This window comes from Edaphobacter modestus, from assembly GCF_004217555.1.
Taxonomy (GTDB): Bacteria; Acidobacteriota; Terriglobia; order Terriglobales; family Acidobacteriaceae; genus Edaphobacter; species Edaphobacter modestus.
Map to the genome: position 1 here is coordinate 1,945,436 of NZ_SHKW01000001.1, position 26,483 is coordinate 1,971,918.

The window sequence follows — 26,483 nt, forward strand, 5'->3', positions numbered from 1 at the left end:
GTATCAGGGCTAGCTGACCTCGAAGCGATCTCCGCGCGCTGGGCAGACCACCGGCAGCTTGTATCGCCTCTCAATCTCCTCCTGCAAAGCCTGCTGGGCAAGAGGCTCGCCGTGCACCAGGAAGACCTTCTTCAGTCCCGTCACCGCCGGTTCCATCCACGACAGCAGCTCGTTCTGATCCGCATGTCCACTTAGCTCGCCGATCGAGTCGACCTCGGCCCGAAGGCGCATCGGCTCGCCGAAGATATTTACCTCAGGAAGCCGGTCCACCAGCTTTCGCCCAAGCGTGTTCGCGGCCTGATATCCCGTAATCAGGATAAGGTTCCGCGGATCTTCAATTCCGTTCTTCAGATGATGCAGAATCCTGCCCGCCTCACACATCCCCGACGCCGACATGACGATAAACGGAACATGAAGGTCGTTGAGAGCTTTGCTCTCCTGCACGGTCTGCGTGTATCGCAGCTGCTCCCAGCCAAATGGATCGATCCCATTCTCAGAGAAACCGCTGATCTCTCTGTCCCAGTCTTCCGTGTGTTTGCGAAATACATCGGTAACTTTGCTGGCCAGCGGACTATCGACGAAGATGGGAAGCTGAGGAATCTGCTTCTCCGTAGTCAGCTCATGCAGCAGCATCACCAGCTGCTGTGTCCGCTCTACAGCAAACGCGGGAACGATAATGCGGCCACCGCGAGCGGCAACACGTTTCACCAGTCGTGCCAGCTTCTGCTTCACAGGTCCAGGCGGCTGATGCAGGCGATTGCCATAAGTGCTCTCCATAATCAGATAGTCAGCCACGGGAGCCTTATCGGGGTCCTGGATGATCGGCAGATTGTTTCTGCCCACATCGCCCGAGAACAGTAGCTTCGTCTTTTGACCGCGCTCCACCGCTTCGACCAGAACCGATGCCGAGCCCAGCATGTGTCCCGCATTCGTAAGCGATATGCTGAATCCCTCGTCTCTGGTCGAGCCTGCGAGTACGGTAGGCTCATGCAGCTTTATCGGGCGCATCTGTCGCAACGTCTGCTCTGCGTCCTCCTGGGTATAAAGCGGCTCGAAAGGCTCTGCGCCGAGTGGCACGCCAACCATCTTCCGGCGGAATCGCCGCCGATTCATAAACTCTGCGTCACCCTCTTGAATGTGCGCGCTGTCTTTCAGCATCGGATCACAGAGATCGATTGTCGTCGGCGTCGTATAGATTGGCCCACGGTATCCCTGGCTGACCAGCCCCGGCAGGTTCCCACTGTGATCGATATGCGCATGCGAAAGCACCACAGCACTCAGAGCGTTGCCATTCTGGCTCGACAGCTCTTCGGCGTGCAAGGCCAGATGCGTATTGATCTCCTGCGCCTCCTGCCGTCTTCCCTGAAAAAGTCCGCAGTCCAGAAGAATCTGCCGCCCTGCACACTCCAGATGATGAGACGATCCCGTGACCGTCCTTGCCGCGCCCCAGAAATGCAAACGAATCCCCATGCTTGTCGTTCCTCTCGCTCCAGGCTGTCAACCGCACATAAGTCACGAAGATATCCCGAACCTCGGCCCCTGACAAACCGATCGTCCCTAAGCGACGGAACATTGCATCTCTCGCGCCTGTCCCATACACTTAATTTCGTTGCACTTTTCCGAAGTGGGCGGATAGCTCAGTTGGTTAGAGCGGGTGCCTTACAAGCACTAGGCCGGGGGTTCGAGTCCCTCTCTGCCCACCAAACCACTTCGTAAACGATTGAAAACAAACGCAAATAACTCATAATAACCACCTTATGGGCAGAACGATTGTGTTCAATTTGTTCAGAATTTTCGTGCAATTAGGTTTCTTCGGCTAATTTTTCTTACAACGACGAAGGTGTCTTACAACGAAGGGGATGATGGTCGTGTGCCGGGTCCCACATAAAATTGCCAAGTGAAATCCATAAAAGTAGATGAGAATTGGATTTCTATACATGAGCACAAAATTGTCATCAGCGCTTTCAGGAATTGCGGTAGGTACACTCGGCGTTGTCGGAATTGCGTTCTGGCCAAGCCACACTTCATTCATACAAATGGCACTATATTCGGTGTTTGTACTTGGTGCAGTGATATCAGGAATCTGGTCGCGTAAAGGCCATCCACGATTTTGGACGGCCATAGGGTTATTGCTCTTTTTCCACGTGATTGTTCTATATGCAGTTCGCTCGATTTTTCCGTTCAAGTCAATCCAGCTAGTCTTTCCATTGACGTTTGTCGAAGGTCTTGTCGCCTTTGTCCTAATGATCAAATTTCTGGGGGCCTCCAGAAGCGAGTCGGAACATCGGTAGATTTGGAGTCTTTGCTCCAAACTAAAATTGTGCCAGTATCACCTATGCCTATGCCCCATTCGCGTGTCGAACAACTGATCTGGGCCTACGGTACGTTAGAAGACAATGCACGTTGACCGATTTGGACAAAGTGGGAAATTAGCCCCCATATTCCGGAGTCCCTCTCTGCCCACCAAGTAAATCTGCTAAACCGTACAGAAATGGTCGAAGCCTGCCTCATCGAGGCTCTTTCCGCTTTTTTCCTTCTGTATTCTTCTTCTTTTTCTTCAAGTCTTTCTTCTCAGCTTTTTTCTTCTTGTTCTTCCCCTCTTTTTTCTTCTTCTTTCGCGCTGGTTGCCCTGCAATCTCTGCGTGATACGTAACCTCGCTCTCAAACCAACACAGCATCTCCGCGCCGCAGGAACAAATCTCCCTGTGCGGCATGCTCTTCACCCAGTCAGCACATTCGCCGTGCTTTGCTCCGCAGCCAGGACAGACCACCCAGTCTCTGCTCACCGTCCTCAGAATCATTCTTTTTCCGCTCCCCTTAGCTAGGATGATGCATCAAAAGATGCTGTCTTGACCGGATAACGCGGATCGACCGATTCCCTTCGCAATACACTCCGCATCGGCTCTCCGACCAGAAACTAATCCACAGAACGCAACATCGTATCCAGGAGAGCGTCTTTATAAACAGGAGTAACTGCGGTGGCAACGGATAGAGAGCAAACATCGACCGCCGTCTCTCACTCCGGCCACTCGAGGCGCAGGCCCGAACTGGATGCCCTTCGCGGCTTCTTCCTGGTCTGGATGACCCTCACCCATCTGCCTACCCGGCTAAGCGAATACGTCAATCAACCCTTCGGCTTCGTCTCTTCCGCCGAGGGCTTTGTCTTTCTCTCGGGCCTTCTGCTGGCGATGCTTTCCATTCGCCGCGCCGCGGAAGAGCCCGAGCAGATGCGGGACAAGATCTGGAAGCGCAGCCTTCACATCTACGGGTACCACCTCTTCATGCTGATGTTCGCCTTCACGGTCGCGGCATCAGTGGCCTCTCACGCGCACCGCACCGCTCTCTTCAATCTTCTTAACTACTACCTTTCGCACCCGCTCTCGGCCATCATCTCTTCTCTCCTGCTCATCTACTGCCCTCCACTCCTCGATATCCTGCCGATGTACATCGTCTTCATGTTTGCCACGCCGCCCTTGCTCCTCTTCGCCGCCCGAAAGGGCTGGGGATGGATTCTCGCGGCAAGTGGCAGCATCTGGCTGCTGGCTCAGTTCGGTCTTCGAGGATGGGTTCACAACGTTGTCGTAGCGACTACCAGGCTCCACATCCCGCTGCAGGAGACGGGCGCGTTCAACCTGTTCGCCTGGCAGCTTATCTGGGTGCTCGGATTGTGGGTGGGGGCTTCGATTGCCGACCGAGATCTGCCAGCTCCCCGGCTGCCCCGCTTCGTCTATCTTTCGAGCGCAATCGTCTGTCTCTTCTTTATGGGCGTTCGACACTCCTGGTTCGGGTCGCAACTCTCCCCACAGTTTTTCGGACTTCAGCTCGATAAGTGGCAGCTCGGTCCCCTTCGCATGCTCAACCTCTTTGCCTTTGGTCTCTTCCTCTATGGTTCGCGAAGGTTGGTCAAGCGCATCGTCAGCATCGAACCGTTCCTTACCTTGGGGAAGGCCTCGCTCGCGGTCTTCTGCGCCCATCTGTTTTTCGTCTTTGTCGGACTCGCACTTCTCCATGGAGACGCCGGCCAGGTCCATGGCATCCAGGCCACGCTGCTCATCCTCATGACCTTCTCTGGAATGTTCCTGGTGGCGAACCGTCAGGTCAACCACCGCCAGCATAGGGATCGTTCTCCCAAAGTCGATCCTTACCCAAAGGATGCTCCCACTCCCGGCTAGTCGATCTTCTTCGTGCCGCGGCGCAACTCCTCGACGAACTCCGCCTGCAACTTATCCTTCCTGCTGCATCAGAGTCTGGATTCCGACGCTTAGAATGCCGCCGATTCCCAACGTCGTCAGCGGAGTCGCCCCCACATGCACCGAGAGCATCTGTTCGAAGATGCGTGGGTTCTTCTCAAAGGCTCCCTGGGTCCAGCGCCGCAACGGGCCAAAGCGGTCCATCAGAAGCATCGTCCGCGACATAAACAGCGGAACTCTCCGAATACGCCGGTGGGCCGCTTCGTAAAACCGTAGGTCGCCGCTCTTCAACGCAATCCCAAGCGCCTCTGCCTGTAGAAACGAAAGTGCCAGCCCCTGGCCGGAGATCGCATCCACCGAGCCGGAGGCGTCCCCGATCAGTGCCGTATGTCCCGCCGTCACTCGGTCGTAGAGATGTCCCTCGGTCAACGCTCCTCGTTCCGTGCTTACCGGCTCCGCCCCCTTCAGCCGCGAAGCGAGTTCGGGAAAGGAAGCGAGAGCCTCGCGAACCGATCTCACACGATGCGAGGCAACGACCACCACACAGACCTCATCCTTTCCAGTGGGTGTCATGTAAGCCTGGCCGCCATTGCACCAATAAATCTCCATGAATTCACCCCAGGGCCGGATCTTGAAGTGCTGCCTCAGACCAATCCGTCGACTCAGACGCCTCCCTCCACCAAGCCCTGACCATTCGCGAACGCGTGAGCGAATCCCATCCGCCCCCACCAACCAATTCGTCCGGATCTCCTCGCTTCCCGCACGCACCACACCATCGCGTACGTTCAGAACCTGCGTCGACCACCGAAACTTCACCCCCAGCTCCATCGCGTTCTGATGCAGCAGATCATGAAGAACGGTTCTCCGGATTCCCCTACCCACTCCCTCGGGAAAACGCGCCTCCACCGAACGGCCGTCTTCCACAAATCGAATTCCATGGAAAGTCCCCGTCTCCTCCTCCGTCGGGGTCACTCCCAGTGCAGCCAGGGCCGCCAGGCCATCTGGCATCAAACCTTCGCCACATGCCTTGTCGATCCTCGGCTTAAAGCAATCGGCAACCATCACATCCAGGCCCTGGCGTCGAGCCGCAATCGCAGCCGCCAGGCCAGCAGGCCCACCCCCGCAGACAAATACGTCCGTCTTCAACATGAGGATTGGACTTTAGAGATCACCGTGCGATTCACCTCGAATGTAATTTTGCTGTCGCGATATCGTCGAGCATTCACACCCCTGCCCCGACGCATCTCCTGCTAAAGTAATGCAAGCAGTGCGACGTTCGCCTATTCGCGAGTGTCTATCCTGTCGTTGATCTCATGCCTTCCCGCCTCATCATCAACGCAGACGATTTTGGCCTTACTCCAGGCATAAACCGCTCCATTGCAGAGCTCCACTACGCCGGTGTCCTTACCTCGGCCACCCTCATGGCTACAGGGCCCGCCTTCGAAGACGCCATTTCCGTGACGCGCGGCATTCCGTCTCTCGGTGTCGGCTGCCATATCGTCCTCACCGACGGCGTCCCGGCCGCTCCCCTCCAAAGCATTCCATCGCTTCTCGGTCCCGATGGCAAGACCTTCCGTCCGTCGCTGCTCGACTTCGTCCGCGCTCTTTTGCGCGGCCAGATCCGCGAGGCTGATATCGAACGCGAGGCTCAGGCCCAAATCGACAAGCTGCAACAAGCGGGAATCACCATTACCCACGTCGACACGCATAAACACACCCACCTCTTTCCCGCCGTTGCCCGCCCCCTTCTCCGGGTTCTCGCACGCTCAAACATTCACGCCATTCGCAATCCCTTCGAACCCACTTTCACACAACGCCTTGCCCATGCAGGGATCAAGCGACGGCTTCAGATCCAGATCCTCAACCGTCTGAGGCCTGCATTCGAACGTCAGCCTCAGGTAGGCGACCAGAAGGTTCTCACGACCGAAGGAACGCTCGGCGTGTCCGCCACCGGAAATCTCAACACATCCACTCTTGGAGAGATTCTGAGCGCAATGCCTGCAACCGGGACCTTTGAGCTTGTCTGCCACCCCGGCTATAACGATCGCGACCTCGACCGCGTTACCACGAGACTCCGCTCGCACCGGGAGATCGAGATGCAGGCCCTCCTCACCACCATCCCTCCGGCCCTCGCGCAACCAAACGGCATCGAGCTCATCCATTACGGTAGCCTTGGTTCGGCAGACAGTTCACGGCCGAACGCCGTCAACGTTCGTTAGATTCCACACCTTAGCCGTAGGAGCTTCAATGAAGATCGGCATCACCTGCTACCCCACCTACGGCGGCTCGGGCGTCGTCGCCACCGAACTCGGCATCGAGCTCGCCGCCCGCGGCCATCAGATCCACTTCATCACCTCGTCGCAGCCCTTCCGTCTCACCGGACGCGAGGCGAACATTCACTTTCACGAAGTCTCCGTCTCCACCTATCCCCTCTTCGAATACCCACCCTATGATCTGGCTCTTGCCACTCGCATGGCCGAGGTCGCGGACTTCTACTCGCTCGACCTGCTCCACGTTCACTACGCCATTCCTCACTCCGTCAGCGCCCTCCTCGCCAGCCAGATGATCGAGTCTCACTCCCTCGTTGCTCGACGCCGAAGCCTTCCTTTCATCACCACGCTTCACGGCACCGACATTACCCTCATCGGCCTGGACCCGTCCTATCTGCCCATTACCCGCTTCGCCATCGAGCGCTCTCATGGCGTCACGGCGATCTCTTCCCATCTGGCCGACCGCACCCGCGAGGCCTTCGGCGTCACATCCGAGATCGAGGTCATCCGCAACTTCGTCAACTGCGATCTCTACGTTCGGAAGCCCGAACTCGTCGCCGCGATGCGTCCCCGCTTCGCCTCTCCCGGCGAGCATCTTCTCGTACACCTCTCCAACTTTCGCGCCGTCAAACGCGTCCCCGATGTCATCGAGACCTTCGCCCGCATCGTCCGTTCCGTTCCCGCGCGCCTCATGCTCATAGGCGACGGACCCGACCGCAGCCTCGCCGAGCATCTCGCCCTTCGCTATAAGGTCCAGGACCGCATCCATTTTCTCGGCAAGCAGGATGCCGTCCACGAGCTGCTTCCTCTCGCCGACCTCATGCTCATGCCCAGCCAGATGGAGTCCTTCGGGCTCGCCGCGCTCGAAGCCATGGCCTGTGGGGTTCCCGCCATCGCTACGCGTGTCGGCGGCGTTCCCGAACTGATCGACGACAACGTGAATGGCCTTCTCTTCGAGATCGGCGACGTCGATGCCATGGCCAGCGCCGCCGTCGCTCTGCTCACCGATTCTGGCCGCCTCGAGGCCATGTCGCAGGCAGCCCGCCGCACCGCGCAGGATCGCTTCTGCACCACGCGCATCATCCCGCTGTACGAGGACTTCTACCAACGTGTCCTCGACCGCACCTGAGATGTCATCCCAACTCGCAGTTCGAAGCCTTGCGGGAGAAAGCCTTACCCTCGCACCTTCGCCCGCCGCATCACATCATCCACGGCGCTCACCGCAGCTTCCAGCACATGCCTTCCGCTCTGGGACCAGGTCTGCGCTTCCAGCACCGGCATTCGCAGCGTGACCTTCGTCCCACGCCCCGGCCTGCTGTTCACCTCTACGCTCGCCGGACTGCCATACTGAACCTCCAGCCGCTCCCGGACGTTTTTCATACCGATCCCTGCGCCCTGCCGCACCATCGACTCAGCTCCGGACACCTGGTTGCGCTCGATCGACATTCCAACCCCGTCGTCCTCGACCTCAACCACCAGCATTCCGGTCTCATCGATCCTGCTTCGCAGCGTGACTGTTCCCCCGCTGATCCTCGGATCCAGGCCGTGCTTGATGCTGTTCTCGATCAACGGCTGCAGAAGCATTCCCGGCACTACGATGTCCAGCGTCTCCGGGGCAATCTCCTTCACCACCCGCAGCTTCGCACCGAACCGGACAACCTCGATATCCAGGTAGTCATCGGTAAATGCGAGCTCTTCGCGGAAAGGCACGAAGGCGTCCCGGTCCTTCAGCAACACCCGCAGAATATTTGCCAGCTTCACGATCATCTCCCGTGCCAGCTCGGGCTGCGATCGCACCAGTGAGGTGATGGAGTTCAGCGTGTTGAACAGGAAGTGCGGATTGATCTGCCTTTGCAACGCATCCAGCCGTGCCTCCAGCAGAAGGCGCTCCTGCTCCTCCAGCTTTCTCTCCACCCGAACCGCATTCCATATCTTCAAAGGAATTCCCACTACCACCGGGGCATTCGCACAGATCAGTAGCTCCACCCACCACTCTGTAGAGTGCAGGCTGAAATATCGCCTCGGATTGAACCAGGAGATCAGGCTTGCGCAGAACTGCATGCCCGCAATCAGCACGAGCAGCAGAACCTGCCTGTCCAGATGGGGCCGCTCCAGGTTTCGTCTGATCCACCGATAGAGACTCAGGTCGATCATGGGAGAGAACGACCACACATCTTCAGGATCGGCAAACCGCGAAAAGCTCCCCGCAACCGCCGCCACAATCAGGTTCACCGGCAACGCCCAGTATTCGTGATGCAGAAGCGCCGGGATCGCAAGCGCTGCGCCTCCCGCCATCGCCGCCAGCGGTCCCACCAGGATTCCAAGCAGAATAGTCGTCTCAAGGGAGAGGTCCGCCGCAAGAAAATTCGGTACCTTTACCCGCACCATCACGCCCAGAACCATCGGTGCGCAGATCATCGCCACCAGCTCGACCTTCTGGCGCGTCGTCTTGCGCGGTGCGAGCAGGGTGTCCTTGAACTTCTTCGATCGCGCCAGCGAGCTCGACATCGCCGCCGCCACGCCCAGCTCCACCAGCAGCGTAATCAGAATTAGCGATTGTGAGATATGCACCACCCCCTTAATCTACGCTCTCCCTCAAACTGCAATACCTCCCGCGGCCACGACAGCGCACCCCAGGGGCATAACCCCACCTCAATCCAGTCACCCTGCGCGAGGGCGAAGTCCAGGCACCTCCGGTGAACCTGCCCCGCATCCTGCATCGTCGGCACCTCCACCGGAATCCAATCTTCGTGAGCGCCAAAACGTATAATCAAAAAGAGATGCCTTTCACCGCCGTAAACAAGGTCGCCGACGCCGATTTCCCCACCCGATGGGGACAGTTCCGTATCCTCGGTTTCGAAGGCATCATCGACAAGCCCGAATCCTGTAACGGTGCTCTTCCCGCTCCCGCCCGTCGCATTGAAGGCGCCGTGGCTCTTGTGATGGGAGACATCCACAACGCTCCCCCCATCGTCCGGATCCACTCCCAGTGCCTCACCGGCGACGTCTTCCATTCCCTGCGCTGCGACTGCCGCCAGCAGCTCGAGCTCGCCATGGCGATGATCGCCGAGACCGGCTCAGGAATTCTGCTTTATGAGCAGCAGGAAGGCCGCGGCATTGGCCTGATGGCCAAGCTTCGTGCCTACGAGCTTCAGGATCAGGGTCTTGATACGATCGAGGCCAACCTTGAGCTCGGCTATAAGGCTGACTGCCGCGAGTTCGAGCTTCCCGCCGAGGTGCTCAAGCTGCTTGGTGTTCCTGCGGTACGCCTCATCACCAACAATCCAGCCAAGGTCGAGGCCCTCGAAGTAGCCGGAATCAAAGTCGTCGAGCGCATCTCAGCCGAGGTTCCCCCCGAACCGACCAATGCGCGCTACCTCCAGACCAAGCGCGAAAAGATGGGCCACCTCGTTAGCTAGCGACAACGATCGTTCCCCGATTCCACCCAGCTTCAAAGCATCCGCGCCGAGGATTTTGGAGGGAGCCATTTTCATCGAGGAATCTTCCCCAAGTAGTAGACTCGTGCGGACGGCCCCATTCAAGAACAACTTGGACAGTTTTAATGAAATTGCTCAAATAAAACAACTTGTACATAAATTCAAGAGACGCGGCCACGGTCAGCCACCGAATCTCAGATAAACTGCATCGCATCTGCAAGTAGCTCTGTCGGCAACGAAAGGGATTGCAAATGGCCGCACGGTACCGAACTCCCCTCATCATCCTCGGTAGTCTTGTTGCTTTGGTCGTCATCGCCATCCTCGCTGTCCCTCTGTTTCTGAATGCCGACAACTTCCGCGCCCGCATCGAAAATGAGCTCTCCACCTCGCTCGGCAGGAAGGTAACCCTGGGCAAGCTCGACCTCTCCGTCTGGTCTGGAAGCCTCGTTGCTCAGAATGCCACCTTGGCCGACAATCCCGCATTCAGCAACCAGCCCTTTCTGCAGGCTGCCTCGGTCAAGATCAACGTTGAGATGATTCCGCTCATCCTCAACCGCCAGGTTCATATCACCGGCTTCTCCATCGACACGCCGAAGATCAATCTCATTCGCCATACGAATGGCACCTGGAACTACTCCACCATCGGAGCCGCGTCATCGAAATCCTCCGGCAACGGCAACGGATCCAGTTCCATGACGGGCGGCGTCACCGTCGGCCACGTCACGGTCACTCACGGACAGGTCAGCGTCTCCACCGAATCGGCCCCGGGAACTCCCGCAACTCCCAAGCGGACCTATGACCAGGTGAATCTCGAAGCGAAGAACTTCGCCTTCAGCAGGACGTTCCCCTTCACAGTCTCGGCGCACTTGCCAGGGGACGGGACCGTCAACCTGAACGGTAACGCCGGTCCCATCAATTCGACTGACGCCTCCCTTACTCCCTTCGGAGCCAAGCTCGCAATCAAGCACCTTGATCCCGTAGCCTCGGGCTTCCTCGAACCTTTCGAGGGAATCACCGGTCTCATCAACGCGGTTGACGTCGAAGCCACCTGGAATGGCAAACAGCTTCACGTCGCGAATCTCACCGTCGACACCCCTCATCTCACCGTCGTCCGCAAGGGCACCCCTCCAGCCGCCAGCGCCCCAAACGCACCCGATAGCAACGACATGCTGAGCACCCTCGTTGCCGACCATCTGCAAGTGAAGAACGGCACGCTCGCCCTGTCCACTGCCGGCCAGTCGAAGCCAGCCGTCTACCAGCAGCTCAACGCCGAGGTCTCCAACCTGTCGCCCATCGCGTCCTCGCCCTTCAAACTCAGTGCGCAGGTCCCCGGCGGAGGCTCACTCAACGCGGACGGAACCGCCGGCCCAATCAACTACAAGGACGCATCGGCCACGCCGCTCAACACGCACGCCGTCCTCAATCACATCGATCTCGCATCGAGCGGCCTTATCGCTCCCGAGACCGGGATCAGCGGCCTCGCCAACGTGGACCTCAAAGCTGTCTCCGACGGCAAAACGATCAACGCCAATGTCTCTTCCAACGCTCAGAACCTTCGTCTCGCCCGCAACGGAACTCCTTCGGACAAGCCCGTCGATCTGAAGGTAACCCTCGCGCACAATGTGCAGCAACAGACCGGGCAGATCCCGAGCGCAACCGTCACGATTGGAAATGCCGTCGTCAACATCAACGGAACCTACCAGACGAGCGGGCCAACCACCACCGCCATCAACCTGAAGGTCTCCGCACCGTCGCTCTCCATCGACGAGATCCAGGCCTTCCTTCCCTCCATCGGCGTGAATCTCCCCACCGGTTCCCGCCTGCAGGGTGGGACCCTCACCGCGAATCTCGACGTCACCGGCTCCACAGCCAATCCCATCATCAGCGGGCCGATTCGTCTCGATAACACCAATCTTGCAGGCTTCGATCTCGGTTCCAAGCTCTCGACCGTGAGCGCGCTTACCGGAGCCAAAACCGGATCGGTCACCGCGATCCGTTCCCTCAGCACCAACATCCGCGTCGACGGAGGAAACGTCCGCACCGACAATCTTGCTCTCGACGTCCCCGCGCTCGGAACCGCAACCGGAGCCGGAACCGTCGCCCCCTCAGGCGCGCTCAACTATAACGTCATCCTCAAGCTCACGGGCCTCGTGGGAACCGGCAACGCAGGAAGCGCTCCCGGAATCGGGGGCATCGCCGGTCAGCTTATGGGCATGATTCCCAACAGTGGAACCGCCGGCGCAGTCGGGGGAGTCGCCACCAGCGCCCTGCGCAATGGCATTCCCGTCGCAATCGGAGGCACGACCTCAAACCCCACCTTCGCGCCTAACCTCAGCGGAGCCGTCAGCAGTGGCGCTTCAGCCTTCACCGGCGGCACAAAAAACGCCCCCGGCCAGAAGAATCAAAACCCAGCCGATTCGCTGAACGACGCACTGGGCGGTCTTCTCAACCGCAAGAAGTGATCGGCTACTTCGCGCGAAGCTCCATCACAACTTTTGCAGTTGTGATGGCCTGCCCGACGTGGCGCTGCGTGTGGTCCGCGCAGTGCACCAGCAGCCCGCCGACGGTAGTCGGTAGCTTCTTTCTTCCCACCCCCCGCGGCTGGTCGTAGCTCCTGTCCGAGAAAGCGAGCACGCGCCTGATCGAAACTTCAATCGCCTCGGCAAACTCCATCAGGGTCGCTTCGCGATCCACGAACTCTTCTTCCGTCTTCAACAGCTTCAACTGGCGCGGCGTGAGCTGCTGGCCATCGGCATAGGTCAACAGCCGATCGAGCGAACGCGCGACATGCCGCAACTGCAATCCCACCGAAGGAAGCCCCAGGGGACGGGCTTCCATCTCCTCACCATTCAATTCATCACACCACCGCGCAACGTCCTCAGCTGCCAGTTCCAGCGCGTGCAGCACCCCGCGTCGCACGGCATCCACCTCACTCCGCGTCCCCCGAAGCCAGGGCTCAACTCTCTCGCCTGCCATCAAGACACCTCCATCCTCTCTACGCGGAAGTCGAAGCATCCCGCCTCGCCATCCCGTACCAGCACATACCGTATCGAAGCATCCTCAAAGATCCTGGCGATCACCCCCTCCTGATCACCAGCAGCCGCTCTCCGTTCCGTCACCAGCCTCTGTTCCCCATCGTATCCATCCAGCACCACCGGATAAGGCACCAGCTCCGCCGGATAACCAGACTCCTCATCGAACCGCTGGCACAGCTCCGCATGAATAAACACCGGGCCCGGCGCGGGCACCGGAGCCAGCCTATAAAACGGATTGCACGTAAACAGGGTCCTCTTCTCCTCGCCAACTCGAAACGGTCTCAGGCAGTGTCTGCAGGGACCATGTCCTCGCGCAATCTCGGTATGGGCCGGATGTCCATAGCCCGGCGAGCTCTTCGTCTCCAGCACCTTTTTCGCCGTCTCTGTCGGCAACGCAATCACTCGAATCTCAGCCATCTCACCACCTCGTGGTCTGTTGACCATTGAGGCAAGTCTGAACCTCCCGGACCGAGACCACACTCCGATCCGTTCACTCAAATTCGGAGCGCCCGTCGGCTTCCCTCAAAGCCCTTTGCTTCTCCGAAACTCGCGCACCACGTCAGCCACATCCCTGTGCTGTCCATCCACGGCATCGTTCATTCCGCGAACCTCATTTTCAGTCAGCTTTCCTGCGAGCCGATCCATCGCGGTCTGAATCCCTGGATGCCGTTGCAGCGAATCCTCCCGGATCAAAGGAACCGCCTCGTACGGTGGGAAGTAGTGCTTGTCATCCTCCAGAGCAACCAGTCGCAACGCTCGGATTGGTCCATCGGTCGAGTTCCCCGCAACCATATCCACCTGAGCCGACGAGAGCGCCCGATACAGCAGGCCCAGATCCATCGTTCGCGGCTCGTCGCCGAACTTCAGCCCATAGGCCGCCTCAAGCCCGCGCAATCCGTCCGGCCGCTCTTCGAACTCATACCCCACGCCCAGCCTCATCGTGTTGGCGTGCGGAACCGCATCCGATATCGTCTTCAGCCCGAACCGTTGTGCCTCGTCGCCACGAACCACCATGGCGAACGTATTCTCGAATCCCAGCCCCGGTTCAACACGGACATGATAACGCTGCGCGTACAGACGCCGTACCGTCTCGAAGACTCGCGCCTCGTCGCGTTGCCCTACCGGCGGCAGCGGCTGCTTCAGGATCGCGGTGAGCGCCGTTCCGGTGTACTCGACATAACCATCGATGCGGCCGCTCACCAGTGCCTGCTGACAGATATAACTTCCCGCAAGGTAAAACCTTCTTTCCACCCCTTTACCGGTTACCGCTTCGATCTCCTGCGCCAGCAGCTCGCCCAGCACCACCTGCTCGGTAAAATTTTTGGCCCCAATCGTCACCCGGGACGACCGGGGCGGGGCGCAGGCCATGCAAAACAACAAAAGACAGATCAAGCTTCCGTTCAAAAACCGCGAAGCGACTGCGGTATGCGCTCTCGCAAGCCGTTCCGTCATGACTGCCGCACCGCAAGCTTCTTTTCCACCCATCCCAGACCCGCGTCCGCGATCAGGGCCAGCAGGGCGGCAGGAATAGCACCGGCCAGCACCAGGCCGTTGTCCACGCTCGCCACGCCGCGGAAGATCAGCTCACCCAGACCTCCCGCCCCGATTGCAGCCGCAATCGTCGCCACCCCGACGCAGATCACCGTCGCCGTCCGCACGCCGGCCAGAATGACGCTCGCCGCAATCGGCAGCTCGACTTTCCTTAGGCGCTGCCACCCTGTCATCCCCATCGCGTCGGCAACGCCGGTCAACTCCGGGCTTACACTCTCGATGCCGGCATACGTATTCCGAAGGATCGGCAGCAGCGCGTATCCGGTCAGGGCAACGATCGCCAGCCGGGCGGCGTTCTCTCCCAGCCAAGGTACGGGCAGCAACAGGCCGAAGAGCGCCAGGCTCGGAACCGTCTGGATCACATTCGCAAACCCGATCACAGGGTGGGCCCAGCGGCGTCTTCGGGTCAGCAGAACTCCAAGCGGAAGCCCGATGAGAACCGCAAAGAGCATCGCGCTCATGGTCAGCCACAGGTGCTCAAACGTCAGTCGCGCGATCTCCCAGCCGTGCTGCCGCAGGAGATCCATCATCTTCCCACCATACGGTGTACGGCGGAAACATAATCTTTTACATGAGGGTTTTGAGATCTGGCAACGTCGCCAGAAAGTAGGTCCGCTACGACCCCTCCTTTGGACAGAATCACGACGCGGTCAGCCAGGAAGAGCGCCTCATCCAGATCGTGAGTGACCAGGAGAACCGTCTTCCCCATTCGCTCCAACAGTCCCTTGAGCATCGTCTGCATCTCTCCCCGCGTCAGGGGATCGAGCGCGCCGAACGGCTCGTCCATCAGAAGTACAGCCGGATCAAGCGCCAGAGCGCGGGCAAACCCCACCCTTTGTCGTTGGCCGCCTGAAAGCTGCCAGGGCAAGCGCTCGTGCAGCCCTTCGAAGTCCAGCCCAACCTGTTCGATCACTTCCCTCGCCCGAGCTCTTCGATCCTCACTCGACCTGCCCGCAAGTTCCAGCCCCAGGCCGGCGTTGCGCTCGATACTCATGTGAGGAAACAGCCCCGTCTCCTGGATCACATAGCCGATGCCTCTCCGCAAGGCAACAAGATCCGCGGCGCTTCGAATAGCACTGACGCTTTGCCCATTCACCGTCACCCCACCGGAAGTCGGCCGCACCAGGCCGTTCACCGTCCGCAACAGCGTGGTCTTGCCCGATCCACTCCGTCCCAGTAGCGCGGTCGTGCTCCCGGCGGCAAGCGAGATAGAGATGTCCCGCAAAATAAACTGCCCACCTGCCGGCGTGTAGCTCACCTTCGCGAACTCAACGCCGGCCGTGGGCATGTTGTCTACTTTACCGCGTCCATTCCGGCTACTGCGCGGCCTCCGGGTCCGAGTCCACGGCGGCCGGCGATCCAACCGCAGCAGGCTCGCCGGTAGTTCCGGGCTGCCCTTTCACGCGAACGATCGTGATCTTGTCGAAGCCTTCCTTGAAGGTCGGTGCACGCAGACGCTCCGCCATCTTCTGCATCACCTCGTCGGAGACAGAGCGGTCGCGTTTGCTGTTGCGTTCCATGCATACGGCCAGCGGAACGTCGAAGAACACGGCCTGAACCTCGTAGCCGAAGCTCTTCGCCATCCGGATCCACTGCCTGCGCTCATGCGGCGAGAGGTTGGTCGCATCCACATAGTTCCATGGCATCTTGGCGATCAACCGTGCGCGTAGCAGGCTCCGCAGCGTGGAAAACACCAGTCCCTGGTAACGCTGCTCCGTAATGTCATCGAACAGGATCGTTCGCAGCAGATCGCTCGAAAGCGGGGTTACGCCACGGCGTTTGTACCAGGTCGTCTTGCCTGAACCCGGAAGACCGATCGTCAACACCACATACCCCTTCGGCGACTTCACAGCCGGTTGCTCGGGCGGTGCAACCGCAACCGAATCCGGCTGCACCTCCACCACGACCTTCTGTTCCGGAGTGGCAGGCACGAACGGTTCAGCCAACTCAGCCGGAGCGACAGCTTCGGGCTCCTCCACCACCTGCTGTGGCGGCGGTTCCGAATCACTCGCTTGTACCGGAGTCGGATCCGGATACGAGGGCCTCAAAGGTGCCTGTTGATTTGCGGGCAGTTCCTGTCCGCTCTTGCCCGTGGACTCCGACTCATTCGGTCCACGTCTTGGGCGTCGTCTCATCTTTTCGATTATCCATTCGCGCAGATCGCGCATACGTCGCTTGTAACACACGGCCAAAGCCGCTCGCAAATCAACGAACCTGTTGTGACACCCGAACTCGCTCCCGATTCGGCATTGCAGTCCATCATCCCGCATCGCCGGCTTTCTGTCGGGATTGGGCAATGCGACAGAAACCGCGAAATTCCGCCCGATCCAAGGGCGCCCCTGAAACCGCCGCATTCCTGTGGATTTTTGCGGCGCCCCCCGATCCAGTGATAGCATCCGGTGCTGATGGCGCACGCGCCTTTCCCGCGTTCTGGATATGCGCGTTTTGGGCGTTCTACAATAGATAAAACGCGTAAACAAACACCCAGCATCAACGACAGGAGCAACCGAAAACATGGCTGTAAAGGTAGGCATCAACGGCTTCGGCCGAATCGGGCGCAATGTATTCCGCAGCGCTCTCGGAAACCCTGACATCGAGTTTGTCGCCGTCAACGACCTGACCACGCCGGCCACGCTCGCGCACCTGCTGAAGTACGATTCCATCCTTGGCAATCTCAAGCAGGAGATCTCCGCCGACGCCGACTCCATCACCGTAGACGGCAAGAAGATCAAAGTCTTCGCCGAGCGCGACCCCGCCAAGCTTGACTGGGCCTCCGTCGGAGCCCAGATCGTCGTCGAGTCCACCGGCTTCTTCACCGATGCCGAAAAGGCAAAGGCCCACCTCGGCTCGACCGTGAAGAAGGTCATCATCTCCGCCCCCGCCACCAACGAAGACATCACCCTCGTTCTCGGCGTCAACGAGGGCAAGTACGACGCGTCGAAGCACAACGTCATCTCCAACGCCAGCTGCACCACCAACTGCCTCGCGCCCGTCGTCAAGGTGCTGCACAACGCCTTCGGCATCCAGTCGGGCATCATGACAACGATCCACAGCTATACCAACGATCAGGTCATCCTCGACACGCCGCACAAGGACCTTCGCCGCGCCCGTGCCGCAGCGCTTTCCATGATTCCGTCGAGCACCGGAGCCGCCAAGGCCCTCAAGCTCGTCATCCCCGAGATGGACGGCAAGCTCGACGGCTTCGCCATCCGTGTCCCGACACCCAACGTCTCGGTTGTCGACCTCACCTTTGTCTCCGAGAAGCCCATCGACGTCAAGAGCATCAACGCTGCCCTGAAGGCCGCATCGGACGGAGAGCTGAAGCCCTACCTCGGCTACACCGACGAAGAGCTCGTCAGCTCCGACTTCAAGGGCAACGCACTCTCCTCCATCGTCGATTCCAAGCTGACCAAGGTCGTCGGCAACACCGGCAAGGTGATCAGCTGGTACGACAACGAGTGGGGCTACTCCAACCGCGTCAAGGACCTCATCCTCTTCCTCGTGAAGAAGGGTCTGTAACAGGAGCAGAGCACCTCGCTCCAACAGCAATCAATCATCGTCCGGGGGCGGCTCAGCCTGCGCTTGAGCCGTCCGGACGATGATCCAGAGAATTCGCTGCAACCTCTCAGTATTTTTGTATGGCTTCAATCGATTTGCGTTCCGACCTTTCCTTCTTTCGCCTCCTTAGGGATAGCTACCACCGCCTTACCCGGCTCTCTCTGATACCCGATGAGATCGAGGAGTCACGCGCACCCGAATGGCTCTATAAGACCGCCCCCTTTGGTCTTCTTGCCCACAACACTGCGACTGACCCGGTCTTCCTCTACGGCAACCAGACCGCGCAGTCACTGTTTGGATACACATGGGACGAACTGACGGCACTGCCGTCTCGTCTCTCAGCCGAGGCACCGGAGCGCGACGAACGGCAGCGCTTTCTCGAACGCGTCCAACGCGACGGTTTCGTCTCGGGATACTCCGGCATTCGCATCACAAAAGACGGGAGGCGCTTCCGTATAGAGAACGCAACGGTCTGGCAATTGATCGACAACGCCGGAACACATCATGGACAGGCAGCGATGCTTCCGACGGATGCTGTGAAAAGCGTCACATCAAGTTGAAGATTGCTGGCACCAGATCCTCCGTCCATGTGGTCCATTCCGCTCACATCGCTTCTGAGTACGAATAAGGCCGATGCTTGCCACTCCTCAGAAAATAGACGCAGATGATGATGCTGGCTACCGCTGCATAAGCGCACCACACCGAAGTAAACGCATACCGCTTCACCGCCATAGTAATCAGCAAAATCGCCAGGTTTGCTCCACCGAAGATCACCATATCCCCAATACCCGAAAAAAACAGCGACCCGCACGTCGCGATCACATACAACAGCGCCGCCCACGTCTGGTTGGTCGCCTCATTCACATAGACAATGCTGTTGTGTTCCGCGTACACCTGCAACGGATACGCCGTAAGCCCCCACAACATAAACAACGTCAGCCCCAGGCCTAACGCTGCGAACGGCAGCATCTTCCTTCGCCGCGCCACCGTAGGCTCAAACAGCACGACGCTCAACGGAATCAGGAACGGCAAGAGGCCCTGCGCATACAGCACAAACGCCGCACCGGCATCATGTGCCACCTTTGGCGACATAGACCCGTCCAGCCCCAGCCAGACGAAGCCCTCCATAAACTGGTGCAACGCAAACAAGGTCGGCAGAGACGCAAACAGCAATTCCCGCTTATGCTTTACACGCGATAGCGTAACTACGCCGATCGATCCCAGAACACCACTGCCCACAAAGTTCGCCGTTGCTGAAAAACACACTACCAGTCTCTCCCTTTTGTCGTTGCTGATGCAGCCGATCATACTCGGGCCATTACAATCCTCCCATGACCCGCACGAACATTCCCGGCAGTAGCCCTTACGAGCCCATCATTGGCTTTTCGCGCGCCGTTCGCCTCGGCAATCAGGTCTACGTCTCGGGGACCGGTCCGGTCGGCGCAGACGATCTCGACGTCGCCCAGCAGACCGACCAGTGCCTCACCCTCATCGCCGCCGCGCTCAAGAACGCGGGCTCATCCATCGAGCACGTCTACCGCACCCGCATGTTCCTCACCCGCACCGAGGACTGGGAGACCGTAGGGCGCGTCCACGGCAAGTTCTTCTCCCTCATCCGCCCCGCCGCCACCATGGTCGTCGTCAAAGAACTGCTCGACCCTCGCTGGCGTATCGAGATCGAGGCCGACGCCTTCATCCCCGAATAAATTCGTTCCATCAACGCGACTGACCTCGCTACAATCGAGACGCCATGTCAACCGTCGCTGTCATGCGCCCGAGTCTCGCCAAGGTCATCGCCGGAGCGGGTCTTCTCGCTGGCACACTTGATATTGCGGACGCCATTCTCTTCTACGGTCTTCGCGGCGTCTCCGCCGAGCGCATTCTGCAAGGCATCGCCTTCGGCCTCATTGGCCGTGCGGCCTTCTCCCTGGGCGCACGCTCTGCCCTGCTCGGTCTACTGATACATTTCTTCATCGCCACCACGGTCGCGGCGATCTATCTGCTGGCCAGCACCAGACTTCCGCTCTCGCGGCATCCATGGCTCTACGGAACCCTGTATGGAATCGCCGTTTACCTCGTCATGAACTACATCGTCCTTCCCCTGTCTCACGTCGGTCTTCGTCCGCTCCCGCCACTGGTTCCCTTGATCAACGGTGTCGCCGCTCTTATCCTGTGCGTCGGAATCCCCATAGCTCTCATCGCGCGGCGATACCTTCCATCCAGGCCCTCCTAACTTCACCAACAAGATTACGTCGAACCGATATGATGGAATGTCGAAAGACATTCTCTAGCTCGAGCTGCACCGAACATCTGTAGAAAAGGAAGCCAAATGTCGAAGCTGTCTATCCGCGATCTGGATCTCACCAACAAACGCGTCCTCATCCGCGTCGACTTCAACGTTCCTCTGTCGGTCGACGGCTCAGACAGCGCGGCGCGCATCACCGACGACACTCGCATCCGCGAGACCATTCCCACCATCGAGTACGCCCTCCGTCGCAAGGCCCGCGTCATTCTCTGTTCTCACCTCGGCCGCCCCAAAGGCATGGTCGTCCCTTCCATGAGCCTTCGTCCCGTCGTCGATCGCCTTCGCGAGCTGCTCGACCACGTCATCAATGACGATGAAAACGTTGCCTTCTCCCCAGACTGCGTTGGCGAGATCGCCACCGAGCTGGTCGGCAACCTCGAGCCTGGCCAGCCCCTGTTGCTCGAAAACCTCCGCTTCCATGCTGAGGAAGAGAAGAACGATCCAGCCTTCGCCCAACAGCTCGCCTCTCTCTGTGACATCTACATCAACGACGCGTTTGGAAGCGCACATCGCGCCCACGCCTCCACCGAAGGCATCACACACTTCGTTCCCGTCTCTGCCGCGGGCCTCCTGATGGAAAAGGAGCTCGCCTACCTCAGTAAGGCCGTCTCCGATCCCATCAAGCCCTTCGTGGCGATCATCGGAGGCGCAAAGGTCTCCGACAAGATCGACGTCATCGATAGCCTGCTCGACCGTGCGACCTCGCTGATCATCGGTGGAGGCATGGCCTACACCTTCCTCAACGCGAAGGGCCAGACGACAGGCAAATCCCTCGTCGAGACCGACAAGATCGACGTAGCAAAGGCGGCGCTCGACAAAGCCGCAAAGAAGGGCGTCAGTCTCCTGCTGCCCATCGACCACGTCCTCGCGGACAAGTTCGCCGCCGACGCCAAGACCCAGACCTTCTCAGGCGACGGCCCCTTCCCCGCCGACTGGATGGGCCTCGACATCGGTCCCGCGTCGATCGAGCTCTTCACAAAGGAGATTGCCGACGCCATCACCATCGTCTGGAACGGCCCCATGGGAGTCTTCGAGATGCCCGCCTTCGCCAAAGGCACCAACGCCATCGCCAAGGCTGTCGCGGCCAACCGTGACGCCACCAGCATCGTCGGCGGAGGCGACTCCGTGGCCGCAGTTCAGAAGTCCGGTGTAGCCGACAAGATCAGCCACATCTCCACCGGCGGAGGAGCCTCCCTCGAGTTCCTCGAAGGCAAAACCCTGCCCGGTGTAGCCGCACTGACCGATAAGTAATGTGCGTCATTCTGACCCTGAGCAAGCAAAGCGAGTCGAAGGGGAAGAATCTCAGCATTCGCAATTACGTTGTTGAACCTTAGATCCTGCTGGAGGAATACTGATCCCTCACATGCGCAAACTCCTCATCGCCGCCAACTGGAAGATGTACAAGACGCCCACCGAGTCCACGGCCTTCCTGACCAGCTTCTTTCCGCTGGTCAAAAACATCGAAACCGCCGAAATCGTCCTCTGCCCCGCGATGACGTCGCTTACCGCACTCGTCGATGCCGCACGCGGTAAGTCCGTCTGCGTCGGCGCCCAGACCATGCACTGGCTCAACGAGGGAGCCTACACCGGCGAGACCTCGCCCACCATGCTCACAGCTATCGGAGCCACGCACGTCCTCATCGGACACTCCGAGCGCCGACAGTACTTCAACGAGACCGACACCACCGTCAACCTCAAGCTCAAGTCCGCCCTCGCACACGGCCTCGTCCCTATCGTCTGCGTAGGCGAGCATCTCAACGAGCGCGAACAAAACCTCACCGCCGACGTCCTCAATCTCCAGGTCTCCGTCGCCCTCGAAGGCATCGATGCCGCCGCGCTCGCTCCTCTGGTCATTGCCTACGAGCCCGTCTGGGCCATCGGCACCGGCCGCACCGCCACACCCGAGATAGCCGAAGACGCCCACAAGATCATCCGTACGAAGATCGCTTCTATCGCCGGCTCAGATGTCGCCAACGCTACCCGCATCCTCTACGGAGGCTCCGTCAAGCCCGACAACGCCCGCTCCCTCTGCTGTCTTGACGACATCGATGGAGCCCTTGTCGGTGGAGCCAGCCTCGAACCCACTTCCTTCTCTCAGATCATCGCCAACGCCACGGCGCATTAAACACAAAATGCCGCGCGGCTAACGCTGCGCGGCTCACTCTATCTTGATTCGTCTTTAGTGAACGACCCCAACCTGCTCCATCGGCCAATAGACAAACGCGGCCTTGCCATAGATCAGGTCGCGATCCACCGGGCCGAAGTCCCGGCTGTCGCTCGAGATCGACCGATGATCTCCCATCACGAAGTACTCATGGTCCGGCACAATCGACTCCGGCAGGGAGCGGCCGTCCTCAAACCGTGGCGGAACGTACCTCTCCACCAGCTCTCTGCCGTTCACGAAGACACGGCCATGATCGATCTTCAGATCGTCGCCGGGCAGAGCGATCACCCGTTTGATATAGCTCTTCTGATGATCGTGCGGATACAGGAAGACCACCACATCTCCGCGATGGACCTCGCCCACGCGATACGCCAGCTTGTTGACGAACAGCCTGTCCTGGTCCTCGAGCACAGGCAACATGCTCGTACCCTCTACACGGACCGGCTGATATAGAAAGATGATGATGAACGCCGACACCGACACGGAGATCACCAGATCCCGTAGCCACGAACTGATCCCGCTGCTCCGTCGCGTCATCGGTTGGTTTTCCGCCGTCTCCCCAGAGAAATCCGTCTGCGGATCCTGGCCCGTTTGCTCGTCCACCTGCACCGTCTTGCTGTCTTCACCTGTCATTTAGACGTACCATCGTTCGATCCGGCACCGAGACCCAGGCCGGGAATCAGGCCCTTGCCGTCCAGTCCCGCAGGCGACCAGGATTCAACAATCTCCTTTGCCAGCCTTGCAATCATCATCTCAGCCTCGTTATCCGCAGTCCAGCTTTTGTCGTCGTTGCCGTACGTAAAGATCGATACCACCATCGGCCCACTCTTGCCCACAACAATCGCAACATCGTTCCGTACCGCGTTCAGGCTTCCCGTCTTGCTGGCAATTCCCGACCCGCTCTCGCTCGAATCCAGCTTCTCCAGGTATCGCGGTATCGTATTGCGGTAGAACTGGTTGCGCAGCATCGACAGGGCCGTCTGGCAGATCGCCGTATCTCCCGGCTGAGCTTCTTCTCCGGGCCCGGCCAACTGGCACCGGCCAATCCGCTCCATCACCATCTCCATCTCATGCGCCGTCGTCTTCCCCAGCCCGAACTGCGGCTGATCTGCAGGCATCGGCTCCGTCGCCGGCTTGCCGATCTTCTTGTAGAGGTGCGTATCCTTCAGTCCCAGCCACGCGATCCGCGCATTAACCGCACTCGCACCAAAGCGGTCGATCGCCAGGTTCGTCGCTGTATTGTCGCTGACGATCACCATCATCGTGAGCACGTCTTTGAGCGTAATTGTCAACGACGTGTCAAAAAATGTCAGGACCCCTGACCCGGTCACTGCATTCGCCTTGTCGAGAGTCAGCTTCTCCTCCCAATGAGCCTTCCCGTCGCGAACCTGCTCCATCGCCTCAAACAAAATGGTCAGTTTGATCACCGACGCGGTCTGCACCTGCCTGTCCGCATCCAGCGCCACCGTCTTCCCCGTGTTCAACTGGGTTGCGTACAGGGTGACGTGGCCTTTATGCGTCGCTGCGATGGCCTCTATTTTCTGTTGCAGTACTTGATCCATCGCTCTGTCGGCGTTAGCCGACCGAGCAGCAGGAGTCTGCGCCTTCAACCGCGGTCCCCCCATCGCAAAAACAAGCACACCTGCGGTAGTCACGGAGCGAAGAAAACTGTGGGTCATAATCTGCATCTTACAAACACACAGCCGATTTCGAGAGCTTCTTAGCGCAAAAGATTGCGGACTTCCCATGCGTCTATCACATCTCGCGAAACAGATCTAATAAAAATCATCCGGATATCGATGACCTATGTATCAAACGTGAACCTTTGTGTACGCATCTAACCAACATTAGGACTAGAATCGTGTAGAAAAGAGCAGCACCCTTTCGTAGCAGGTCATCTTATGGCAACCCTTACCATGCTCGAACCGGCCCAGTCATCAAAATCCGTCCCCAACAGCCCCGATGAATTCCTCGGACTTGTCACAGAGACTTCTAATACAGCCTCTGAGGGGCTTGACACCAAATCCGCACTCGAGATTGCCCGCATCATCAATCACGAAGACGCCAAGGTCGCGGCCGCTGTTAAGAAAGCGTTGCCCGAAATTGCCGTCGTGATCGATACTGTGGCGCGTTCCTTGCGCGATGGCGGTCGGTTAATCTATGTCGGAGCCGGCTCGTCGGGCCGCATCGCTTCGCTCGATGCCTCCGAGTGCCCCCCCACGTTCTCAACCGCGCCTGCACAGGTGCAATACATCATGGCCGGTGGTCCCAAGGCTCTCGCCTCTGCCTCCGATGTCAACGAAGATTCCCCTGAGCTGGGACAGCGCGACATCGCGCGGCGTCGTCCCACCCGCAAAGACATCGTCATCGGTATCTCAGCCTCCGGCCGCACTCCTTATGTCGTCGGTGCTGTCGAATATGCTCGCGCCCGTGGCGCCAAGACGGCAGCCGTCACCTGCAACATCAACACAGCCCTCTCCGAGGTCGCCGATACCACCATCGTTGCCGAGGTCGGCGCCGAGGCACTCTCCGGTTCCACGCGAATGAAGTCCGCCTCAGCCCAGAAGATGATCCTCAATATGATCACCACCGGCGCTATGACGCGGCTCGGCTATGTGTACGACAACCTGATGGTCAACGTGCACATGAAGAACGCCAAGCTCGTAGAGCGCGGCATTCGCGTGCTGATGAAGGTCTGCAACATCGATCGCGACACCGCCATCCGCACCATCAAATCCGCCGGAAAGTCCATCCCCATAGCCGTTGTGATGCTCAAGGCCAACGTGGACAAGATGGAGGCGGTCCGCCGGCTGACCAAGTCGGACGGTAACGTTCGCCTTGCCATCGATGACTCCCGCCTCGAGCTCTGATCGGCGATTCCAGAACCAGCGAATCGTGCGAAAAGCCCCCAAAATCCGGGGGCTTTTTCGCGTATAAGATTCTTCCAGGCGCGTTGGCATCCACGCTGCAGACCTATCGCGCACGAATTGTTTCTTTCATAAGGAAAATTAATCGAACTGGACGACCACATGCGTGGGCAGCTACTATGCCGTGCATGAAGCCAAACTTCTCGCGTCGCAGCCTTCTCGGTGGCGGAACCATGCTTGCCGCCTCCTCGCTTCTCTCCAACTCTGCCTTTTCCTTCGCCGCGCCGGCTTCTTCCACTTCCCCTATTCGGCTCGGCATTGCCAGCTACACCTTTCGCAAATTCGATCAGGCTCACCTCATCGAGTTCATGAAGGAGCTCAAGACGCCCTACCTCAACCTCAAGGACGTGCACCTCCCCATGACTCCCGCCGATCAGGTCGCCGCGCGTGCCGCCGAGTACCGCGCCGCCGGAATGACCCTCACCGCCGCCGGCACCATCTACTTCACGAAAGACGACGACGACGACATCCGCTCCAAGTTCGAGTATGTAAAAGCCGCCGGAATTCCCATCATCGTCGGAGCTCCCACTCGCGAGGTCCTTCCCCGCGTCGAGAAGTTCGTGAAGGAGTACGACATCAAGCTCGCCATTCACAACCACGGCACCGAAGACAAACAGTGGCCTTCGCCTCTCGATATACTCGCGGTCGTCAAAACCATGGACCCCCGCATCGGCTGCTGCATCGACGTTGGACACACCATGCGCACCGGAACCGATCCCGTCGCGGCCATCAAAAAGGTAGGCCCTCGAGTCTTCGACATCCACATAAAGGATCTGGCCGACGGCAAAGTCAAGGAGAGCCAGGTTGAAGTCGGCGATGGCATCATGCCCGTCCCCGGCATCTTCCGCGCACTCGTCGATATCGGCTACAAAGGCAATGTCGACCTCGAGTACGAAATCAAGGCCGACGATCCCATGCCCGGCGTGATCAAGAGCTTTGCCTACATGCGCGGAGTCATCGCCGGCATGGGTCTCAACTCCTGATCCTCCAGACGAGAGCAAAAAATGCGGTTCCGAGCTCCACCTTCTGAACCGCATTCTCGTTTT

At 59.1% G+C, this 26,483-nt stretch carries 26 protein-coding genes and 1 tRNA gene; 14 read left to right on the top strand and 13 right to left on the bottom strand.

The annotated features are described in order from the left end of the window. Nucleotides 1-9 precede the first annotated feature (9 nt). Nucleotides 10-1,470 (bottom strand): MBL fold metallo-hydrolase RNA specificity domain-containing protein, encoded by a 1,461-nt coding sequence (locus BDD14_RS08045; protein WP_130418345.1) that lies wholly within the window; start codon nt 1,468-1,470, stop codon nt 10-12. Nucleotides 1,471-1,626: 156 nt separating this feature from the next. On the opposite strand from BDD14_RS08045, the gene BDD14_RS08050 reads away from it, so the two are divergent. Continuing rightward, nucleotides 1,627-1,703, top strand: a tRNA-Val gene (locus BDD14_RS08050). A gap of 804 nt (nt 1,704-2,507) precedes the next feature. Here BDD14_RS08050 and BDD14_RS08055 read toward each other — a convergent pair. Beyond that, nucleotides 2,508-2,801, bottom strand: coding sequence for a hypothetical protein (locus BDD14_RS08055; protein ID WP_130418346.1), 294 nt, complete (start codon nt 2,799-2,801; stop codon nt 2,508-2,510). 177 nt (nt 2,802-2,978) lie between these two features. Between BDD14_RS08055 and opgC the strand changes: the two genes are divergently transcribed. After that, nucleotides 2,979-4,172 carry an OpgC domain-containing protein gene (gene opgC / locus BDD14_RS08060; RefSeq protein WP_130418347.1) on the top strand — a complete coding sequence of 398 codons (1,194 nt, stop codon included), beginning with the start codon at nt 2,979-2,981 and terminating at the stop codon, nt 4,170-4,172. A gap of 51 nt (nt 4,173-4,223) precedes the next feature. Here the strand turns inward: opgC and BDD14_RS08065 are convergent, their stop codons facing one another. After that, complete coding sequence (locus BDD14_RS08065; RefSeq protein WP_130418348.1) at nt 4,224-5,339, bottom strand: NAD(P)/FAD-dependent oxidoreductase; 1,116 nt, start codon at nt 5,337-5,339, stop codon at nt 4,224-4,226. 164 nt (nt 5,340-5,503) lie between these two features. On the opposite strand from BDD14_RS08065, the gene BDD14_RS08070 reads away from it, so the two are divergent. Continuing rightward, entirely contained in the window at nt 5,504-6,409 is a 906-nt protein-coding gene (locus tag BDD14_RS08070) for a ChbG/HpnK family deacetylase (RefSeq protein ID WP_130418349.1), read from the top strand. 28 nt (nt 6,410-6,437) lie between these two features. Beyond that, nucleotides 6,438-7,589: an N-acetyl-alpha-D-glucosaminyl L-malate synthase BshA gene (bshA, locus tag BDD14_RS08075; protein WP_130418350.1), complete on the top strand. Its 1,152-nt coding sequence runs from the start codon at nt 6,438-6,440 to the stop codon at nt 7,587-7,589. 44 nt (nt 7,590-7,633) lie between these two features. Here bshA and BDD14_RS08080 read toward each other — a convergent pair whose 3' ends face one another. After that, nucleotides 7,634-9,034 (bottom strand): sensor histidine kinase, encoded by a 1,401-nt coding sequence (locus BDD14_RS08080; protein ID WP_242617821.1) that lies wholly within the window; start codon nt 9,032-9,034, stop codon nt 7,634-7,636. A gap of 206 nt (nt 9,035-9,240) precedes the next feature. Between BDD14_RS08080 and ribA the strand changes: the two genes are divergently transcribed. Then, nucleotides 9,241-9,879, top strand: coding sequence for a GTP cyclohydrolase II (gene ribA / locus BDD14_RS08085; RefSeq protein WP_130418351.1), 639 nt, complete (start codon nt 9,241-9,243; stop codon nt 9,877-9,879). 269 nt (nt 9,880-10,148) lie between these two features. Then, on the top strand, nt 10,149-12,359 hold the full coding sequence (locus BDD14_RS08090; RefSeq protein WP_130418352.1) for a DUF748 domain-containing protein: 2,211 nt from the start codon (nt 10,149-10,151) through the stop codon (nt 12,357-12,359). A 4-nt stretch (nt 12,360-12,363) separates the two neighbouring features. Here BDD14_RS08090 and BDD14_RS08095 read toward each other — a convergent pair whose 3' ends face one another. From BDD14_RS08095 to BDD14_RS08120, 6 genes are all read right to left on the bottom strand, one after another. After that, on the bottom strand, nt 12,364-12,873 hold the full coding sequence (locus tag BDD14_RS08095; protein ID WP_130418353.1) for a DinB family protein: 510 nt from the start codon (nt 12,871-12,873) through the stop codon (nt 12,364-12,366). Further along, nucleotides 12,873-13,349 carry a DUF1203 domain-containing protein gene (locus BDD14_RS08100; RefSeq protein WP_165419979.1) on the bottom strand — a complete coding sequence of 159 codons (477 nt, stop codon included), beginning with the start codon at nt 13,347-13,349 and terminating at the stop codon, nt 12,873-12,875. The genes BDD14_RS08095 and BDD14_RS08100 overlap by 1 nt, the downstream gene beginning before the upstream one ends. Nucleotides 13,350-13,454: 105 nt before the next feature. After that, nucleotides 13,455-14,300 (bottom strand): glycine betaine ABC transporter substrate-binding protein, encoded by an 846-nt coding sequence (locus tag BDD14_RS08105; protein WP_242617822.1) that lies wholly within the window; start codon nt 14,298-14,300, stop codon nt 13,455-13,457. An 80-nt stretch (nt 14,301-14,380) separates the two neighbouring features. After that, on the bottom strand, nt 14,381-15,013 hold the full coding sequence (locus tag BDD14_RS08110; protein WP_130418356.1) for an ABC transporter permease: 633 nt from the start codon (nt 15,011-15,013) through the stop codon (nt 14,381-14,383). Next, the gene (locus BDD14_RS08115) at nt 15,010-15,771 is read right to left on the bottom strand and encodes an ATP-binding cassette domain-containing protein (protein ID WP_130418357.1); all 762 of its coding nucleotides are present in this window, start codon (nt 15,769-15,771) and stop codon (nt 15,010-15,012) included. The genes BDD14_RS08110 and BDD14_RS08115 overlap by 4 nt, the downstream gene beginning before the upstream one ends. Before the next feature lie 28 nt (nt 15,772-15,799). After that, on the bottom strand, nt 15,800-16,618 hold the full coding sequence (locus tag BDD14_RS08120; protein WP_130418358.1) for an ATP-binding protein: 819 nt from the start codon (nt 16,616-16,618) through the stop codon (nt 15,800-15,802). A gap of 379 nt (nt 16,619-16,997) precedes the next feature. Between BDD14_RS08120 and gap the strand changes: the two genes are divergently transcribed. Both gap and BDD14_RS08130 read left to right on the top strand, forming a co-directional pair. Next, complete coding sequence (gap, locus tag BDD14_RS08125; protein WP_130418359.1) at nt 16,998-18,002, top strand: type I glyceraldehyde-3-phosphate dehydrogenase; 1,005 nt, start codon at nt 16,998-17,000, stop codon at nt 18,000-18,002. Nucleotides 18,003-18,121: 119 nt separating this feature from the next. Then, nucleotides 18,122-18,601 carry an MEKHLA domain-containing protein gene (locus BDD14_RS08130; protein WP_242617823.1) on the top strand — a complete coding sequence of 160 codons (480 nt, stop codon included), beginning with the start codon at nt 18,122-18,124 and terminating at the stop codon, nt 18,599-18,601. A gap of 43 nt (nt 18,602-18,644) precedes the next feature. Here the strand turns inward: BDD14_RS08130 and BDD14_RS08135 are convergent, their stop codons facing one another. Further along, a complete protein-coding gene (locus BDD14_RS08135) occupies nt 18,645-19,307 on the bottom strand; it encodes a DUF6629 family protein (protein ID WP_130418360.1) in 663 nt (220 codons plus the stop codon). A 65-nt stretch (nt 19,308-19,372) separates the two neighbouring features. Between BDD14_RS08135 and BDD14_RS08140 the strand changes: the two genes are divergently transcribed. The 4 genes from BDD14_RS08140 to tpiA all read left to right on the top strand — a co-directional run bounded on the left by BDD14_RS08140 (nt 19,373) and on the right by tpiA (nt 22,471). Beyond that, nucleotides 19,373-19,747: a RidA family protein gene (locus BDD14_RS08140; protein ID WP_130418361.1), complete on the top strand. Its 375-nt coding sequence runs from the start codon at nt 19,373-19,375 to the stop codon at nt 19,745-19,747. A gap of 44 nt (nt 19,748-19,791) precedes the next feature. After that, nucleotides 19,792-20,274: a DUF1440 domain-containing protein gene (locus BDD14_RS08145; RefSeq protein WP_130418362.1), complete on the top strand. Its 483-nt coding sequence runs from the start codon at nt 19,792-19,794 to the stop codon at nt 20,272-20,274. A gap of 96 nt (nt 20,275-20,370) precedes the next feature. Then, the gene (locus BDD14_RS08150; protein WP_130418363.1) at nt 20,371-21,597 is read left to right on the top strand and encodes a phosphoglycerate kinase; all 1,227 of its coding nucleotides are present in this window, start codon (nt 20,371-20,373) and stop codon (nt 21,595-21,597) included. A 112-nt stretch (nt 21,598-21,709) separates the two neighbouring features. Beyond that, nucleotides 21,710-22,471 (top strand): triose-phosphate isomerase, encoded by a 762-nt coding sequence (gene tpiA, locus BDD14_RS08155; protein ID WP_130418364.1) that lies wholly within the window; start codon nt 21,710-21,712, stop codon nt 22,469-22,471. Nucleotides 22,472-22,525: 54 nt separating this feature from the next. On the opposite strand, the gene lepB is transcribed toward tpiA, so the two are convergent. Then, nucleotides 22,526-23,047, bottom strand: coding sequence for a signal peptidase I (lepB, locus tag BDD14_RS08160; protein ID WP_130422865.1), 522 nt, complete (start codon nt 23,045-23,047; stop codon nt 22,526-22,528). 92 nt (nt 23,048-23,139) lie between these two features. Continuing rightward, nucleotides 23,140-24,189, bottom strand: a complete 1,050-nt coding sequence (locus BDD14_RS08165; RefSeq protein WP_242617824.1) for a serine hydrolase — start codon at nt 24,187-24,189, stop codon at nt 23,140-23,142. A gap of 222 nt (nt 24,190-24,411) precedes the next feature. Between BDD14_RS08165 and murQ the strand changes: the two genes are divergently transcribed. Continuing rightward, the gene (gene murQ / locus BDD14_RS08170; protein WP_130418365.1) at nt 24,412-25,380 is read left to right on the top strand and encodes an N-acetylmuramic acid 6-phosphate etherase; all 969 of its coding nucleotides are present in this window, start codon (nt 24,412-24,414) and stop codon (nt 25,378-25,380) included. Nucleotides 25,381-25,565: 185 nt separating this feature from the next. After that, the gene (locus BDD14_RS08175; protein WP_130418366.1) at nt 25,566-26,420 is read left to right on the top strand and encodes a sugar phosphate isomerase/epimerase family protein; all 855 of its coding nucleotides are present in this window, start codon (nt 25,566-25,568) and stop codon (nt 26,418-26,420) included. The last annotated feature ends 63 nt before the right edge of the window (nt 26,421-26,483 follow it).